Origin of the sequence: Pseudonocardia xishanensis (genome assembly GCF_039541715.1) — a bacterium.
GTDB classification, from domain to species: Bacteria; Actinomycetota; Actinomycetes; order Mycobacteriales; family Pseudonocardiaceae; genus Pseudonocardia; species Pseudonocardia xishanensis.
On sequence record NZ_BAABGT010000093.1, the window covers coordinates 1 to 16,405 of the forward strand.

Consider the following 16,405-nt stretch of genomic DNA (forward strand, 5'->3'; position numbering starts at 1 on the left):
TTGGTGAACTCGTCGGTGTTGACGATCAACACCCCGCCCTTGGGCAGGTCGGCGATGTTGGCCTTGAGCGCGGCCGGGTTCATCGCCACCAACACGTCCGGCCGGTCGCCGGGGGTGAGGATGTCGTAGTTGGCGAAGTGCAGCTGGAACGAGCTCACCCCGGGCAGGGTCCCGGCAGGAGCCCGGATCTCCGCGGGGAAGTTCGGCAGGGTCGACAGGTCGTTGCCGAACGTCGCCGTCTCCGAAGTGAAACGGTCACCGGTCAACTGCATCCCGTCCCCGGAGTCGCCCGCGAACCGGATGACGACCCGGTCCTTCGTGACGACGTCCCCCAGCATGGGCACGCCGTCGTGCGTGACAGACATCGGCCGGTCCTTCCCGAGAAGCGTTGTCATTCGTTGACTCGGACTGGGTCTATCAGTGAATGAAGCTAACTGCAGATGCAGAGATGAGCCGTGTAGCATGCATCACAGTCGGTTGCATGGTCCAGGCTGTCGACTGACTCGGATGAGAGCTGAGCCCGGCTGTACGACTGAGGGCTGCGCTCCCTCTTGCTGCCACGACGGAAATGACCGTACATTGGATGTCTATGTTCAGATCATGGGAGTCAGACGGCTCCCGCCACGGCCAGCGCCCCGAACCCGACGACTGCGACGAGCACGGTCGAGAGTGCACCGAGCACAAGGCCGCGGCGGCCCGTGCGCAGCAGTCGGCCGAGCCGGACGCCGGTACCGAGCCCGAACAGGGCGGCGGCGAACAGCAGCGTGGTCAGGGTCTGGGCGGCGGACAGCACGCCGAAGGGCATGATCCCGCTGCTGCGCAGCAGCATCAGCGCGAGGAATCCGAGGACGAACAGGGGCACGATCGGCGGCAACTCGCCGGTCCCCGTGTCGGCTTCCCGTCGGCGGCGCTCGAGCACGCTCACCCCGGCGACCATCGGCGCGAGCAGCAGCACGCGGGTCAGCTTGACGATCACTGCGATGGCGACGGCCGAGGCACCGGCAGGCGAGGCCGCGGCGACCACCTGAGCGACCTCGTGCACGCTGAGCCCTGCCCAGGCGCCGAGGTGTTCGGGAGTGAGTCGCAGCGCGCCGCCGACCAGCGGTACGAGGGCGATGGCCGCGCTGCCGTAGAGCGTCACGAGGGTGATCCCGGTGGCCACGTCCTCGCGGTCGTTCTCGGTCACGCTGTCCATCGCCGCGATCGCGGACGCACCGCAGATCGAGAACCCGGTCGCGACCATCAGGCTGAGGCCGCGGGACACCCCGAGCAATCGGCCCAGCGCAAGTGTGCCGAGGAATGCGACCAGCACGGTGACCACAACGGCGATCACTGTCCCGGCGCCGAGCCCGAAGACCTCGCGGAGGCCGAGCTGCAGGCCCAGCAACACGACCCCGAGCCGCAGGAACTTCCGGGTCGACCAGCCCAGCCCGGTCCGGCTGCACTCCGGCAGAACCTGGCCCACCAGTACACCCAAGACGACTGCGACGGTCAGGGCGCTCACCGACGGCAGCAGCCGGCTCACGCCGAACGCGATCGCGGTCCCGGCGGCAGCGCACGCCAGACCCGGCAACAGGGCGCAGGTTCGGAGCCGCACGCGGCGGGGAATGGCCGGTCGGTCATCCGCAGTAGTCACGGCGCAGACGGTGCGCCCTCTCGACGTCGCCCGGTACCCGCCGTCTTTGCCGGACGTCATCACCGTGGGGAATGGCCGTCGTGACCTGGCGGCCCGATCCGGAGTCGTTGAGTCTGCTCGTCCTGGTCGGCGAGCGGGGAAGCCTGACCGCCGCGGCCTGTGAGCTCGGCATCACCCAGCCCGCCGCGAGCAAACGGATCAGCCTCCTGGAGCGGCGTCTCGGAGTGCGACTGTTGGTACGAACCCGGCAGGGATCGGCCCTGACTGAGAGCGGAGACCTCGTCGCCGGATGGGCGCGGCGGGTCCTCGACGAACTCGACACGCTGGTCGACGGGGCCGCGGCCCTGCGTAGGCGGTCCGCGGCTCAGCTCGCGGTCGCCGCCAGTCTGACCGTAGCCGAACATCTGCTCCCGACCTGGCTCGGCGAGCTGCGGGCTGGCGCCGCGACGCTGCGGGTCGGGCTGGAGGTCACCAACTCGACGCGGGTGTGCGCCATGGTGCGGGGCGGCTCGGCCGACGTCGGGTTCATCGAGTCGCCCGGGGTGCTCGCCGGCCTGCGCGGGCGGCCGGTGGCGCAGGACCGACTGGTGCTGGTGGTGGCGCCTGGCCACCCGTGGGCGCGCCGTCGCCGCACAGTGGAAGCCGCGGAGCTTGCCCGGACCCCGCTGATCAGCCGGGAGGAGGGCTCGGGAACCCGGGACACCGCGGAGCGTGCTCTCGCGGAGATCGGGGAGCGGCTCGTGGCCCCTCTGCTGGAGCTCGGATCGAGCGCGGCGGTCCGCAGCACGGTGCTGGCCGGCGGCGGTCCCGCCCTGCTCAGTGAGCTGGTCGTGGGGGCGGACGTGGCTGTGGGCGCCCTGGTGGAGGTGCCGGTCGCGAGGCTGGACCTCGGTCGCACGCTACGGGTCGTTTGGCGAGCGGGTCAGCGACCGTCCGGAGCAGCGGGTGCGCTCGTCGAGCTTGCAGTAGCCGCAGGACAGGCCCGTAGCTCGTCTGCTCGGGGTGTGGGGGCGTCGGTGACGATAGCGGGATCCGAAGATCCCCTTCGCAATGGCAACTGACGGTCGAAGGAGCGCTCGGCCAGCGCCTGCGACAACTCGCCAGTCATTGTGGTCCGGTCGGCGACATCGGCCAGCAGACGCGACCCGGCATGCGACACCACCCCGGCCCCGTCGGCGGTCACGATGATCTTCGGACGGGTCGTTGTAGACTGCACTCGGAACGTGCCTCCTCGACCACGGTGAACAAAGCCCTCGACTCCCGGTCCGGTTGAACGGCCAGGTGTCGGAGAAGTCACTCACCGCGCCTGAGCCTTGCCCATGCCGTCTCCCGGAGCACGAATTTCTGGATCTTGCTGTCGCGGGATCGCGAATTCTGTCTGTGAGACTGCGTGGGCCGGTCCGGCCGGGAGCAGCCGGCCTGATCAGGAGCTTGACCGCCAGTAGCAGCTGGCGTATCCCGTCACAGTCATGCCGAGTCTCCCGAACCGGACCGGACCGGACCGAGCAATCGTCAAGACCTGTGGATCAAGCTCTTTTTAGGCGGCTTCTGGTTGAGGGTGCTGCTCCCCACGCGCGAGGCCGCGGGAGATCTCCTCACGCTCAGCGAGGGTGAGCGAGCCCTCCCGACGCCGCCGCGGCGCCGGAACGTACCCACCGGTGCCCCTGAGCACGGTGAACACCGACCCGGGCGGACGCAGGATCGCCCGCGCGATCTCGGAGATCGACTCCCCACGCCCCCACCGGTCCCACAACTCCTGCCTGTCCTCGTGCGACATGCCCGGACGGCCCAGCCTCGCCATCGCCAGCACCTCCACCATGATCATCTATCACGGTGTTGCACTGACCGGTTGAGCCCAGGCAATTCACGTCATGGGCGTTCGGTCGCCGACTCGTCGACGCCGGCCTCGTCCCCTCAATGGGTTCGGTCGGCGATTACTACGACAATTCCCTGGTCGAGTCGTTCTAGGAAACCATGCAACTCGAACTCCTCGACTCCCGAACGTGGGAAACTCGCACAGAACTTGCCACCGCGATCTTCGAATGGATAGAGGGCTTCTACAACCGCTGCCGCCGACACTCCGCACTGGACTGGATGAGCCCCGTACAGTTCGAAACCATCGACCGTCCATCGGGCCTGATCTCCTCACCGACGTGTCCGTGAAGCGGGGCCAACATCAACGAGTCCGTGGCAGCGGGGAAGGTCAGATGGAGCAGATCGGTCCTCCGTCTTCAGTGATCGAAGGCGGAGGGCCGACCTGAATCTCAGGCGGTCGGGGCACTCGCCTCGGTGATGACGAAGAACTTCTTCACGAACGGGGCGAGCGAGGTCCACCGCACCGGGCGGCCGGACGGCAGGCAGACCACGTCGCCGGCCTGGATGTCCCACTCCTGCCCGGTCTCTTCATCGAGCAGATGGGCGCGGCCCTCCAGGATGAGCATGGTCTCGTCCCCGAGTGGCGCGGTGTAAGGGACGGTCGAGGTGCCGTCGGGCTCGCAGCCGGCGATCCCGACCCCGGTGCGCCACAGCCCACACAGGTAGGTGCCGGTGGAGCCGGTGTCGCGGATGGTGAACAGCTCTCCGCACACCTGCGGGCCGTGATCGGGCTCGGTCCACTCGTAGGGGGTCCATACCTCGGGGTCGTCGTTGATGTTGGCGACGAACAGGTGGTCCTGCGGGGTGGCGGGCTCCGGGCTGTCCCACATCACCCAGAACTTCTTGAGGAACGGCTCGCGGATCTCCCAGTGCAGGTCCACGTTCTTCGGGTGGCTCAGGATCGTGCCCGCCGCGATCTGGTGCTTGGTCCCGGTCGCGACCTCGGTGATCTCCGCCGACCCCTCGAGAATGACCATGGTCTCGTCACCGAGCGGGGCGCTGTAGTCCACGATGCACGACCCGTCGGGCTCACATCCGGCGATCTCGTGCCCGGTCCGCCACAGACCTGAGCTCAGCGAGCCCGAGGTGCCCTCCGGGCGGATCACGACGACCTCACCCTTGGTCTGCGGGCCGTACTTCGGATCCACCCAGTCGAACGGAATCCAGTCAGCGCGTGGGGGGTTGAGGTTGCGGTCGCCGATGTTGATCGCACCGACTGTCGAAGTGGTCATGAGACGCTCCTTGAATGTTGGGTCGGTAGGTTGCGGAACCCTGTGGGCCGTGCGCGCTCTGGTTCGGCGATGTCCGCCTCCGCCCTCGAGGCCGAGGTGATCTCCCAGGCGCTGAGTAGGCCGTCGCGCAACGTCCAGAACTCGGTACCCTGGCTGTGCATCGTCCTGCCGGTCGTCGCGTCGGTCCACCGATCGCGCCAGTCGACGGCGAGGCCGTCGCCGTCGACCGCACGGAGGTGCTTCTCGAGATGCTGGTCGGTCCGTTCCGTCAACCGGTCCTCCAGGAACTCCTTGATCCGGTTCCGGCCGCAGAGAACGGTGGCCGGGTCGAACCGAACCTCGGCGTCCTCGGTGAAGCCTTGGAGGATCAGGTCGACCCGGCCTGAGGCAAAGGTCAGGACCACCCCGTCGATGATCCTCGAGGCCAGCTCGGGGGTCAGGCCCGGAGCGCCGCGTGCCACCGTGGACCCGGCCCCGTCATGCACCTCAGAGGTGGTCATCGTTCGCTCCGAGGACTCAGGCGTCGACGGGATGCCGGTCGTCCGCGGCCTGCGCGCTCCCGTTGGCGGCCGCGTTCGTGTCCGGTGTCGGGGTGTCGTCGAGCTGGTCGAGGGGGACGTCCTTGAACACGGCGAAGCTGGACGGCTGCTCAGTCAGGTACGGGAAGTGGAACCCGCAGTTCGGGCACTGCTCGCGCAGGACGGCCTGCTCCTGGGCGAGCTCGTAGACCTTGTCCTGCAGCTCCCCGCAGGTCGGACAGATGCGCAGCAGGCGCGTTCCCACCAACTCGAAGTTGGTGATGATGTCCTCCATGATGGCACCGTTGGCGGCCCAGGCCTTCGCGTGCTTGTGGTAGGTGTCGGTGTGCCAGTCGTAGAGCGCCTTCTTGCTCGTCCAGAAGCTGCACTCGTTGAACCAGCCCGCGTCGTCCGGGTGCTCCCACCAGGTGAGGTGCAGGAAGCCGGGCAACTTCATCAGGTGGTGTCGGGTGTCGCCGAAGACGACTTTGAACTTCTCGTAGGCGTCGGGGCTGGAGAATCGCACGCGTTGCATGCTCAGGTAGATCGGCACGAGCAACTCCTTCATCGGGTGGTGGCCGGGCGAGTGTCGGGATCGAGCGGCAGATCGAGGGAACTCATGCGGCCGGGATCGCCGCCGCGATTCGCCGGCGGTCCGAGACGGCTAACCTGGCTCCCGACCTGTTGGTTCCAGACTTTAGCGGGCTTTGCGGGACCCGTTGGTGCCAATTCGCGAGCGTTATGGGGGACCACGTGACACCTGCACGCAACACGGGCAGCTCCGTCGACGGGGATCGCGGCTCCTCGCGGGCGACAGCGGCCCCTGCTTACAAGGCGCTCTACGAGCAGCTCCGTACCAGCATCCTCACCGGCCAGCTGCCCGCGGGCACCCGTCTGCCGCCCAGCCGGAGCCTGGCGACGGAGACCGGCATGTCCCGCAACACCGTGCTGGCGGCCTTCGAGCAGCTCCAGGCCGAGGGGTACATCACAGGTCGCCAGGGCTCGGGCACCTACGTCGCGTCGGTCCTGCCCGAACAGGTCCTTCGCGCGACGACCGCGGGGCCCGCAGCACCGTCGAGGTCGACCGGTCACGCGAAGCTCTCCGCGCGCGGCAGGCTGCTCGCGTCGACCCGCAGGGTCCCGCTGCCGTCGGTCCTGGGCCGCAGGCCGCACGGCACGGCCTTCCTCATCGGGCTCCCGGCACTCGACGCGTTCCCCTTCGACACCTGGGCCAAGCTCCACCGCGAGCGGTTCCGCAAGTCCGGGCCACAGCTGATGCGCTACGACGATCCCGCGGGATATCGGCCGTTGCGCGAGGCTGTCGCCGGGCACATCAGCACCGCCCGCGGCATCCACTGCTCCCCCGAACAGGTCATCATCACCACGGGTTCGCAGCAGGCCCTGGAGTTCTGTGCTCGGATCCTGCTCGACCCCGGCGACCCCGCCTGGCTCGAGGACCCCGGCTACCTGGGGGCTCGGGCCGCGTTGATCTCCGCGGGTGCTCGGATCGTCCCGGTGCCCGTCGACCGCCATGGGCTCGACGTCGGCGCCGGCGTCGCGCTCGAGCCCGCCGCCCGGCTCGCCGTGGTCACCCCGTCCCACCAGTTCCCACTCGGGCACACCATGTCGCTCGAACGCAGGCTCGCCTTGATCGACTGGGCCGGCGACAACGACGCGTGGGTGGTCGAGGACGACTACGACGCCGAGTTCCGCTACCACGGCAAGCCGCACGCCGCGCTGATGGCCATCGACACCCGGCGACGGGTGATCTACGTCGGCACTTTCAGCAAGGTGCTGTTTCCCGGGCTGCGACTCGGCTACATCATCGCGCCGCCGGACCTGGTCGATGGTTTCATCGCCGCCCACCTGAGCACCGACATGCACGCGCACCTCGTCGACCAGGCCGTGGTCGCCGACTTCATCGAGCAGGGCCACCTCACCCGCCACCTGCGTCGTATGCGTGTGCTGCACCGGGAACGCCAGTACGAGCTGATCCGGTACGCCGAGCGGCTCGGCGACCAGCTCCGGCTCGAGCCGTCCGACGGCGGGCTGCACCTCGTGGGCCGGCTTCCGCAGGAACGCGACGACCGGGCCGTCGCCCGCGCTGCGCTGCGACAGGGAGTTCACACTTGGCCCCTGTCGATCCACTACCTGCGACCCGAGAACAGCAGCTCGGCGTTGCTCCTCGGTTACGCCGGCACCACGACCGAGGACATGCGCCATGGCATCGCCACCTTGTCGACGGTGCTCACCTGATCGCGGACGTGGTTCGACCGGGGCAGGTGCACGCGGCACGCCGCACGGCCACCGGTGCCCTCTTTGCACCGGAGTGCAGGTCGGCCAGCTCGCTACCTCGCGGAGTCGGGATGCTGTCTGTGAGCCGGGTGAGACGCTCGAGCACCTCCAGGACGTGCTCGTAGTCACAGCCGGTGGCTCGGCTCATGCCCAGTTCGCAGGTCCGGTCGCAGGAGGCGTGAGCGTCGGCGTCGACCCCGGCGAGCTCCCTCGCCTGCGAAGCGGTGGCCGACGCGGTCAGTTCTGGATGCAGCATGCCGCGGTCGCCTGCGAATCCGCAGCAGCCCCATTCGTCGGGGACGATGACGTCGTCGGCGACGGCCTCGGCGATCCGGCGCAGCGGATCGAGCAGGCCGAGCTGGATCGCCGAGCAGGTGGGGTGCAGCACCAGCCGGGAGAGCCGGTCGTGCACGGTGAGTACGGGCAGGATCCGTGCGGCGGTGAACTCGACGGCGTCGAGGGCCCGCAGGCCGCGGTACCGCTCGGGGCCGGCGGCGATCATCACACGCAGGCCCTCGGTGCACGAGGACGCGTCGGAGACCACCGGGACCGCGCCGGCGCGGGCGGTGGTCCAGAGCGGGTAGAGCCCGCTCCGCCATGGCAGCGGCGCCGTCGTGCAGGCCCTTGGACTTCCACGGCGTGCCGCAGCACAGCGACGGCAGGTCCGTCGGAGCGCTCGCCCTCAGGCCCGCCCGCTCGCAGAGCCGGGCGAACGCCGCGCCTGCGCCCAGGCCGGGGGAACCGAACATGACCCCGATGCAGGAGGAGAAGAGGATCAGCTCGGGATCGTCGGACACTCCGGCGGTGACACGATTCCCGCCGCCGCGGGGAGGTCCGAACTCCACTGCGGCACCTGCTCGGGGTCGGCGATCCGCCGCAGTGCCGCGGATACCCGGTCGCGACGGGCAGGGCGCACATGCCGTCGACGGCGCAGGTGTCGACGCCGTCGTAGGCGTAGTCGGCTTCGACGGTCGGCGTGGACTTGAGGCCGTCCAGGTGCGCGGTCGGGTCGTCGTCGAGCACGACGCCCGGGCTGAGCACGCCGTGCGGGTCGCACAGCCGCTTGACCTCGGCCATGACCTCGTAGAGGTCATCGCCGTACTGGCGGCGCACGAACGGCGCCATCATCCGGCCGGTGCCGTGCTCGGCCTTGAGCGTGCCTCCCTGCGCGAGGACGAGGTCGACCATGTCCTCGGTGAAGCGGCCGAATCGGTCCCGCCCGGCGCCGGACGTCCCGCCGAGGTCCTCGGTGAGCATGAAGTGGACGTTGCCGTCCTTGGCGTGCCCGAAGATCACGGCGTGCTCGTAGGCGTGCTCGTCGAACAGCTCGGTGAGACCCTCGCAGGTGGCCAGCAGGTCCCCGACGGGGACGGCGATGTCCTCCAGCAGCGCGGCCGTGCCCGGCGGCCGGGCGCCCGCGACCTTGGCGTAGAGCCCCTTGCGCAGCTTCCACAGCGCGGCCTTGGCGACCGGGTCCGCGGACAGCTCCCGCGGACCCTCCAACGGCAGCCGGGAGATCAGCCCGGAGGCGTCCCCGGCGAGCTGCTCGACCTCCGCGGCCGAGCGCCCGCGGTACTCCACGAGGAACGCGGCGTGCCGGTCGACGGTGATGGCGCGCAGCCGCGGGTCGCCGTCGGCGTCGCCCTGTCCCACCCGCAACGAGGTCGCGTCCAGCAGCTCGATCGTCGCCGCTCCGGAGTCGACCAGGGTGGGCAGGGCGCGGTTGGCGGCGGCGAGATCGTCGAACACCAGCAGCCCGGTGCGGGTGTGCGCGCGCACCGGCACCGTCCGCATCGTGATGGAGGCGAGGAACGCCAGTGTGCCCTCGGAGCCGACGAGCAACCGCGCCAGGATCTGCACCGGGTCGCTGTGGTCGAGGAAGGAGTTGAGCCCGTACCCCATGGTGTTCTCTTCAGCGAGAACTGCCGTTCGATCACGCCGCGCAGCGTCGCGTCACCCAGCAGCCGGTCACCGATGCGAGCCAGCCCCGCCCACAGCTGCGGCTCGCAGACCCGGAGCTGCTCGTCAGCCCCGGGCGCGCCGGTGTCCAGCGTGGTGCCCGACGGCAGGACGAGCTCGACCGAGTCCAGGAGCGCGTAGCTGTTCGCGGCGGTGCCGCACGCCATGCCGGAGGAGTTGTTGGCCACGACCCCGCCCAGCGTGCAGGCCACCTCGCTGGCTGGGTCGGGACCGAGTATCCGGCCGTGGCGGTCCAGCCGTGTATTGACCGACCGTACGGTCGCACCTGGGCCGACCCGCACCCGGGCGCCGTCGTCGGGGATCTCGATGCCGCGGAAGTGGCGGCGGGTGTCGACCAGGATGCCGTCCGTGACCGCCTGCCCGGACCGGCTCGTACCGCCGGAGCGGAACGTGAGCGGCACGCCCACCGCGGCGCGGAAGAGCGCCGCGACCTCGGCCGCGGACGCTGCGGTCACCGCCGCGGCCGGAGTGCGGGCGAAGTGCGAGGCGTCGTGCGCCATCCGCAGCCGGTCGATGGCCCGGGTGGTGACGGCGCCGGGCCGTACGACGGAGGCGAGGCGGTCGTGCAGGTCGGCGGCATCGGGCAGGGGCACGGCACAGCGCCTCCTTCGAGGTCGGTGGGCTGGTTGGTCACGACCGGCCTGCCGCTCGCCGAGCGCGCCGGCATCGCGTGAGCTGAGCGCGGTCCACGTCGCCGCGGTGCCCGTTCGGCGGGCGGCGCTCAGTCGGGCGCGGTCCATCCGGCCGCGGTGAGCTGGTCGTGGATCGTTCGCTTCACCACCTTGCCGTAGCCGGACTTCGGCAGCTCGGCCCAGCGCAGGATCTGCTTCGGCATCTTGTACCGAGCCAGTCTCGGTTCGAGCCAGCCGAGCAGCTCGGCCTCGTCGGCCTCGGCCCCCGACTGGGCCACCCAGACCGCGACGCCGATCTCGCCCCACTTGGGATGCGGCATTCCCAGCACGGCGACCTCGGCCACCGCCGGGTGGGCGATCAGCTTCTCCTCGATGTCCCGCGGGTGGATGTTCGACCCGCCCGAGATGTACATGTCCGAGGCGCGGCCGGTGATGTAGAGGTAGCCCTGCTCGTCGACGGCGCCGAGGTCGCCGGTGTGGAACCAGCCGCCCGCGAAAGCCGTCGCCGTCGCCTTCTCGTTACCGAGATAGCCGGCGCACACCGCTGGACCGGCCACGCAGATCTCTCCGATCGCGCCGGGCTCGAGCTCGGCACCCTCGCCGTCGAGGACGGCGATCTGCATCCCGGTCCGCGGCCTGCCGCAGGTACCGACCTCGTACTCGCCGAGCTGCGGCCGGCGGTGCTCGGCCGGCGACAACACGGTGATGTTGCCGGTCACCTCGCCGAGGCCGTAGTACTGGACCAGGACCGGGCCGAGGACGTCGAGCGCATGGTCGCGGTCCGCGTTGAGCATCGGTGCGCCGGCGTAGATGACGTGCCGCAGCGAGGTGTGCTCGAACTCGTGCACGGCAGGGTGCTCGACCAGGGTCGTGAGGATGGTCGGGACGGTGAACATGTTGGTCACCCGTTCGCGTTCCACCAGCTCCCACACCGCCTCGGGCCGCAGGCCGGGTGACGCCGGGATCACCGTCGCCGCGCCCCGGGCGACCTGGGGGAGCAGGTGCACCCCCGCCCCGTGAGAGAGGGGGGCCACCGCGAGCGATACGTCGGCCTCCGACAGCCCGGGCATGAGATCGGCCGCGTGGTTGGTGATCACGAAGCCCAGCTGGTCGTGTGTCAGGATCGCGGCCTTGGGTGAGCCGCTGGTGCCGGAGGTGAAGAAGTACCAGGCGTGGGAGCCGGGCTCGACCTCGGCGGCGGCGGCCTCTCCTGGGCCTGCGGGCGGCAGTGCGGCGAGTCCATCCGGACCGTCGTGCCCGCCGATCCACAGCGTGCCCGCCGGCAGGCCGGTGATTCGGCGGGCGGCGTCGACGTGCTCGTCGGTTCCGGTCGAGGCGATCATCGCAACCGGTCGGCAGACGTCGGCGATCACGGCGATGTCGTCCGGGGTGAGACGCACGTTGGTCGGAGCGACGGCCGCCCCGGCTCGCCATACGCCGTAGAGAGCCTGGATGTACTCGGGATGGTTGCGGCCGTGCAGCATGACGCACTGCCCGGTCCTGACACCGGATCGGCGCAGAGCAGCGCAGACGCGGTCGGCTCCCTCGTCGAGCTCCCGCCAGCTCCATCGGACCGAGCCGTGCACGATGGCCGTGGCATCCGGGAGCCGTCGGGCTGTCTGGGACAGCATCTCGGCGATGTTGACAGCGCGCACCTTCGGCACCGTCATCGCAGGCCCTCCAGCACCGTCGCGTAGTTGGCCACTGCGGCGCCGCCCATGTTGAACACAGCAGCCAGGTCGGCTCGAGGGAGCTGCATGTCGCCGGCCTCACCGACGAGCTGCATGGACGCCAGCACGTGCTGTGAGACCCCCGTCGCACCGATCGGGTGCCCCTTGGCCTTCAACCCGCCCGAGACGTTGACCGGCAGCGATCCGCCCGGCTCGGTCAGACCGTCGGCCAGCACGGTCGAGGCCTTCCCGGGCTCGGCGATGCCGAACGCCTCGTACTGCAGCAGTTCGGCGACTGTGAAGCAGTCGTGGGTCTCGATCAGATCGAGGTCGTCCAGGCCGACCTCCCCCTCTGTGAGGGCGCCGCGGAACGCCCGGCGGGCTGCGGCGAGGGCGAGGGGGTCAGGGCGGGAGAGGATCGGCATCGGGTCGTTCGCCTGCACCCGGGCCCGCACCCGGACCGCGCGACGTGCGGTACCGGCGAGATCCGGTCCGGCGACGACCACCGCTGCCGCTCCGTCCGAGACCATGGAACAGTCCGTGCGCAGCAGCGGGTCGGCGACGAGCGGGTTGCGCTCGGAGGCCGTCGAGCAGAACTCGAGACCCAGGTCGCGTCGCAGGTGCGCGTACGGGTTGGCGACGCCGTTGCGGTGGTTCTTCGCCGCGATCCGCGAAAGGGCCTCGCGCGGGTCGCCGTAGCGCTCGGCGTAGCAGCGCGCGAGCCAGGCGAACACTGCGGGGAAGCTGCCGAAGCGACCTTCGGTCGGGAGGTGGGCAGCGCCGAGGAGCATGTCGGTGATGTCGGCGCCAGGCGTCCTGGTCATCTTCTCCGCCCCGACCACGAGGACGGCCCGCGCGCGGCCGGCCTCGACCATGTCGAAGGCGGCGTAGAGCGCAGCGCTGCCGGTGGCGCAGGCGTTCTCCGAGCGCACCGCCGGAATGCCGGCGAGCTCCGGCACACCGGTGCCGACGAGTGCGGCCTCGAAGCGTTGGCGGCTGGTGTCGGTGCCGAAGACCCCGACCGAGATCGCGTCGATGTCACCTGGCGCGAAGCCGGCGTCCCGGACAGCGGCGAGGGAGACCTCGGCCATCAACGCCTCGACATCGGCGTGCTCGGACTTGCCGAACCGGCTGTGGGCCCAGCCGATCAGGTGGGGGGTGTGGGACACGAGCGTTTCACTCCTTGAGTAGTCTTCTCGTCGAGGGCGTCGGCCCCGGTCACAGTCGGATGCCGCCGTTGACATCGAGCACCGCGCCGGTCATGTAGGACGAGGCCGGGGACCACAGGAAGAGCGCCGCCGCCGCGATCTCCTCGGCGGACGCGAGCCGGCCGACCAGCGCCCGCTCGGCCAGCGCTGCGTGGATCTCGGGATCGTCGCCGACCATCGTGGTGGCGGTGCACCCCGGCGCGATGCAGTTGACTCGGACCTGCCGTCCGGCGAGCTCGCGCGCCGCACCCTTGGTCAGGCCGATCACGCCGGCCTTGGACGCGCCGTAGACGGGGCCGCCGACGTAGCCACCTCCGGTGTACGCGGCGACCGAGGCGCACAGCACGATCGAGGCTCCGGGGGCGAGGTGCGGTGCGGCTGCCTGGATCGCATTCAGCGAACCCAGGATGTTGATCATCAGGCAACGTTGGGCGTCCTCCTGGGACACCTCCAGGAGCGGCGTGGGCAGGGTGATGCCGGCCGGGACGAACACGGCCGTCACGGGGCTGCTCTCGGCTGCGAGGGCGAACCCCTTCTCCAGGGCCGAGCGATCCAGGACGTCGGCCTGCTGGTAGCGCGCCCCGGGGAACGCCTCGGCCACCTGCGGTGCCTCGTCGGGCAGGTCCAGCACGGTCATCGAGGAGACGTGGGTGGTCGCGAGTCCGACGGCGGCGAGTCCGATGCCCCGTGCCCCTCCGACGACGACGGCCGAGCCGGCCGGTTGCTCACTCATGTGCTGCTCCGATCATGGTCGATGCCCGGGCGGGGCCGGGGGTGGTTACAGGTCGAGGACGAGCTGCGGGGAGTGCGATCGCGAGCAGCACGGCGTCATGACCTCGTTCGACGCGCGCTCCTGCGGGCTCAGGAACGAGTCGCGGTGGTCGGGGACACCGGCCAGGACGACGGTCTCGCAGGTCCCGCAGGTGCCCTCGCCGCAGGAGGTCGGGACGTGGATCCCGGCGGCAGCGAGCGCCTCGACGACCGACTGTCCCTCGGCGACCCGAACGACCGTGTCCGACCGGTCGCACACCACGTCGAACGCCGTCTTCGCTCCGTTCAACGCCCCCTCTGCGGCCCGGAACCGTTCCACGTGCAGGGTCCCCTCGGGCCACGACGCGCAGTGCTGCTCAACGGCGTCGATCAGTGGCCCCGGCCCGCAGCAGTAGACCGCGACGCCGTCGCGCGACTCGCCGAGAGTGACCGCGAGGTCGAGGAGCCCGAACTCGTCCTGCGGCCGAACGGCCACCCGCGCGCCGTAGGGCTCCAGCTCGTCGAGGAATGCCATCGACCGGCGGAAGCGGCCGCCGTAGACCAGCCGCCACGGCCGGCCCGTCGCCTCGCACTGAGCGATCATCGGCAGGATCGGCGTGATCCCGATGCCCCCGGCGACGAAGACGTACTCCTTCGCCTCGACCAGCGGGAAGTTGTTCCGAGGACCGCGACAGCGGATCTTGTCGCCGATCTGCAAGGTGTCGTGCACGTGCGCTGAGCCCCCCCGACCCTGCAGCTCGCGGAGCACCCCGATTCGCCAGGTCCCGCGATCGGCCGGGTTCCCCGAGAGGGAGTACTGGCGCACCAGATCCTCGGCGAGGATGACGTCGACGTGCGCACCCGGGCTCCAGACAGGCAGGGGTGCGCCGTCGGATCTCTCGAGCTCGATGACGACCACGCCGTCGGCGGCGGTCTGCTTCGTCGTGATGACGGCGGTCAGCTCGCCCGGCTCGTCCGCTGGTCGAACGGGGCTCGTGCTCCGGCCCGGCCGCCTCCGGGAGGTGTCGACGACGAGCAGGTCGCCCTCGACCGTGACGTCGTACCCCTCCAGCACCAGTGGGCCTTCCCGGCGACCGTGGTCCGGTTCGACGACCTGTTCCGGCGCGGCGACGACCTCCACCGGGTAGCTGCGCACCCGGGTGTTGCGCGGGTCGTAGAAGGACACCCCCGTGCGCAGGTCGAACTCCCACGCGTGCCACGGGCACCGCAGTGAGCGGGCCCGCTCGTAGGAGATGGGGCCATCGGGCTGCTCGGCGTTCGACAGACCGAAGACCGTGCCGGACTCACACAGGGGCGCGCCCGCGTGGGGGCACCGGTTCACCAGGGCGACATACTCACCGTCGACGTTCAGGATCCCGACCGACCGACCCTCGAGCTCGACGATCTTGCGTTCGCCCGGGGCGATGTCCGAGACACGCGCGACGACGTAGCGGGTCATGGGCTCACCAGACCGAAGAACTCGCGAGCGTTCTCCCGCAGGATCCGGTCCTTCACCCCCTGCGGGACAGCGGACGGGAAGATCTCGTGCGGGTCGTCGAAGTCGAAGTGCGGGTAGTCGGAGGCGAAGAGGACCCGGTCGGAGCCGAACGCCTCGATGTAGTCCATCAGGTGCGCCGGATCGTCGGGCTCGTCGATCGGCTGCGTTGAGACCCACACGTGGTCGCGCACGTACTCCGATGGCTTGCGCTGCAGGTCCGGCACTTCGCTGCGCAGGGAGTGCCAGTGGTAGTCGAGGCGCTGGGTCAGCGGGACGAAATGCGCGACGTTCCCCTCGACGAACATGATCCGCAGTTCCGGGAACCGGTCGAACGTGCCCGAGAGGACGAGGTTGAGGAGTTGGGACTGGAAGCTCTGCACCTGTCCGACGTGGTACTCGGTATGGTAGGACGGCCACCCGGTACCGGTGGCCGGGTTGCCGCCACCCTGGGACAGGTGGACCTGGAGCGGGAGATCGTGCTCCACCATGGCCTCGTAGATGGGCCAGTACCGGCGGTGGCCGAGAGGGTCACGGGTCTTGCTCAGCCCGAGCACCGCGATGACGCCCGGGTGCGAACCCAGCCGTTCCACCTCGGCGACCGCCAGATCGGCGGCCTCCCAGGGGAGTGAGATCGCGGCCCGCAGCCGTGGCTCGGGACGTACCAGGTGCTCGAGTTGCCAGTCGTTCACCGCACGGGTGAGAGCGTCGGCCAGCTCGGGACGCAGCGCCTGCGCGGCCGGGTTGAGTGCCTGGCCGCCGGGCGACAGGCACTGCAGGACCCCGAGCTCGATGTTGTAGAGGTCAAGCAGCTGCGAGCGGATCAGGTTCAGGTCCGAGCCCGGGAAGCCCTCGTCCGGCCAGGAGTCGGCGCGCATCGCGCCGCCGTAGAGCTGCGGGTACTCGCCGAGATTGTGCAGGCCGTTGGTCGTGCGAACCCCGTACTCGGTGATCAGGTCCCGCCAGCGCCGGGGCAGGTACTCCGCGACGGCACCGGTCGGAGGCACCGGATGGATGTCGACGTCCACGATTCCCGTGGTGACCGACGGTGTCGGCAACGCGTCGTGGGCCGGACGCTCATGGACGAGGGTCATGATCTCTCCTGACAGACGGT

The 16,405-nt window shown here is 70.1% G+C and carries 15 protein-coding genes and 2 pseudogenes; 3 read left to right on the plus strand and 14 right to left on the minus strand.

Translation table 11 applies throughout. The features are described 5' to 3' along the window. Both ABD993_RS27940 and ABD993_RS27945 read right to left on the minus strand, forming a co-directional pair. On the minus strand, positions 1-365 hold a 365-nt coding region (locus ABD993_RS27940), incomplete at its 3' end, for a 2-oxoacid:acceptor oxidoreductase family protein (RefSeq protein ID WP_345424891.1). Positions 366-607: 242 nt separating this feature from the next. Then, a complete protein-coding gene (locus ABD993_RS27945; protein ID WP_425569162.1) occupies positions 608-1,636 on the minus strand; it encodes a YeiH family protein in 1,029 nt (342 codons plus the stop codon). Positions 1,637-1,707: 71 nt separating this feature from the next. Between ABD993_RS27945 and ABD993_RS27950 the strand changes: the two genes are divergently transcribed. Next, positions 1,708-2,697, plus strand: a complete 990-nt coding sequence (locus tag ABD993_RS27950; RefSeq protein ID WP_345424893.1) for a LysR family transcriptional regulator — start codon at positions 1,708-1,710, stop codon at positions 2,695-2,697. Between the two features lie 503 nt (positions 2,698-3,200). On the opposite strand, the pseudogene ABD993_RS27955 reads toward ABD993_RS27950, so the two are convergent. Beyond that, positions 3,201-3,437: pseudogene (locus ABD993_RS27955) on the minus strand (IS30 family transposase); the annotation flags it as partial. 173 nt (positions 3,438-3,610) lie between these two features. On the opposite strand from ABD993_RS27955, the gene ABD993_RS36955 reads away from it, so the two are divergent. Then, complete coding sequence (locus ABD993_RS36955) at positions 3,611-3,799, plus strand: IS3 family transposase (RefSeq protein ID WP_425569163.1); 189 nt, start codon at positions 3,611-3,613, stop codon at positions 3,797-3,799. A 101-nt stretch (positions 3,800-3,900) separates the two neighbouring features. Here ABD993_RS36955 and ABD993_RS27960 read toward each other — a convergent pair whose 3' ends face one another. From ABD993_RS27960 to ABD993_RS27970, 3 genes are read right to left on the minus strand one after another with little or no spacing between them, the layout of a single operon-like run. After that, on the minus strand, positions 3,901-4,743 hold the full coding sequence (locus ABD993_RS27960; protein ID WP_345424898.1) for a cupin domain-containing protein: 843 nt from the start codon (positions 4,741-4,743) through the stop codon (positions 3,901-3,903). Beyond that, positions 4,740-5,243: a nuclear transport factor 2 family protein gene (locus tag ABD993_RS27965; protein WP_345424901.1), complete on the minus strand. Its 504-nt coding sequence runs from the start codon at positions 5,241-5,243 to the stop codon at positions 4,740-4,742. The genes ABD993_RS27960 and ABD993_RS27965 overlap by 4 nt, the downstream gene beginning before the upstream one ends. 16 nt (positions 5,244-5,259) lie before the next feature. After that, positions 5,260-5,814, minus strand: coding sequence for an antibiotic biosynthesis monooxygenase (locus ABD993_RS27970; protein WP_345424903.1), 555 nt, complete (start codon positions 5,812-5,814; stop codon positions 5,260-5,262). A gap of 200 nt (positions 5,815-6,014) precedes the next feature. Between ABD993_RS27970 and pdxR the strand changes: the two genes are divergently transcribed. Beyond that, complete coding sequence (pdxR, locus tag ABD993_RS27975) at positions 6,015-7,517, plus strand: MocR-like pyridoxine biosynthesis transcription factor PdxR (RefSeq protein WP_345424905.1); 1,503 nt, start codon at positions 6,015-6,017, stop codon at positions 7,515-7,517. Here pdxR and ABD993_RS27980 read toward each other — a convergent pair. The 8 genes and pseudogenes from ABD993_RS27980 to ABD993_RS28015 form a co-directional block, all read right to left on the minus strand. Then, on the minus strand, positions 7,510-8,058 hold the full coding sequence (locus ABD993_RS27980) for a (Fe-S)-binding protein (RefSeq protein ID WP_345424908.1): 549 nt from the start codon (positions 8,056-8,058) through the stop codon (positions 7,510-7,512). The two genes, pdxR and ABD993_RS27980, sit on opposite strands and share 8 nt — an antisense overlap. Next, a complete protein-coding gene (locus tag ABD993_RS27985; protein ID WP_345424910.1) occupies positions 8,058-9,458 on the minus strand; it encodes an FAD-binding oxidoreductase in 1,401 nt (466 codons plus the stop codon). Before ABD993_RS27985 ends, ABD993_RS27980 begins: the two co-directional genes overlap by 1 nt. Positions 9,459-9,658: 200 nt before the next feature. Further along, positions 9,659-10,276, minus strand: a pseudogene (locus tag ABD993_RS27990) (FAD-binding oxidoreductase); the annotation flags it as partial. Further along, positions 10,258-11,838 carry an AMP-binding protein gene (locus ABD993_RS27995; RefSeq protein ID WP_345424913.1) on the minus strand — a complete coding sequence of 527 codons (1,581 nt, stop codon included), beginning with the start codon at positions 11,836-11,838 and terminating at the stop codon, positions 10,258-10,260. The gene ABD993_RS27995 and the pseudogene ABD993_RS27990, both read right to left, overlap by 19 nt. After that, positions 11,835-13,007, minus strand: a complete 1,173-nt coding sequence (locus ABD993_RS28000) for a thiolase domain-containing protein (protein WP_345424916.1) — start codon at positions 13,005-13,007, stop codon at positions 11,835-11,837. Before ABD993_RS28000 ends, ABD993_RS27995 begins: the two co-directional genes overlap by 4 nt. Positions 13,008-13,056: 49 nt before the next feature. Continuing rightward, on the minus strand, positions 13,057-13,779 hold the full coding sequence (locus tag ABD993_RS28005) for an SDR family NAD(P)-dependent oxidoreductase (protein ID WP_345424918.1): 723 nt from the start codon (positions 13,777-13,779) through the stop codon (positions 13,057-13,059). A 45-nt stretch (positions 13,780-13,824) separates the two neighbouring features. Beyond that, the gene (locus ABD993_RS28010) at positions 13,825-15,255 is read right to left on the minus strand and encodes a Rieske 2Fe-2S domain-containing protein (RefSeq protein WP_345424921.1); all 1,431 of its coding nucleotides are present in this window, start codon (positions 15,253-15,255) and stop codon (positions 13,825-13,827) included. After that, positions 15,252-16,385 (minus strand): amidohydrolase family protein, encoded by a 1,134-nt coding sequence (locus ABD993_RS28015; RefSeq protein ID WP_345424923.1) that lies wholly within the window; start codon positions 16,383-16,385, stop codon positions 15,252-15,254. The genes ABD993_RS28010 and ABD993_RS28015 overlap by 4 nt, the downstream gene beginning before the upstream one ends. Positions 16,386-16,405: the final 20 nt, after the last annotated feature.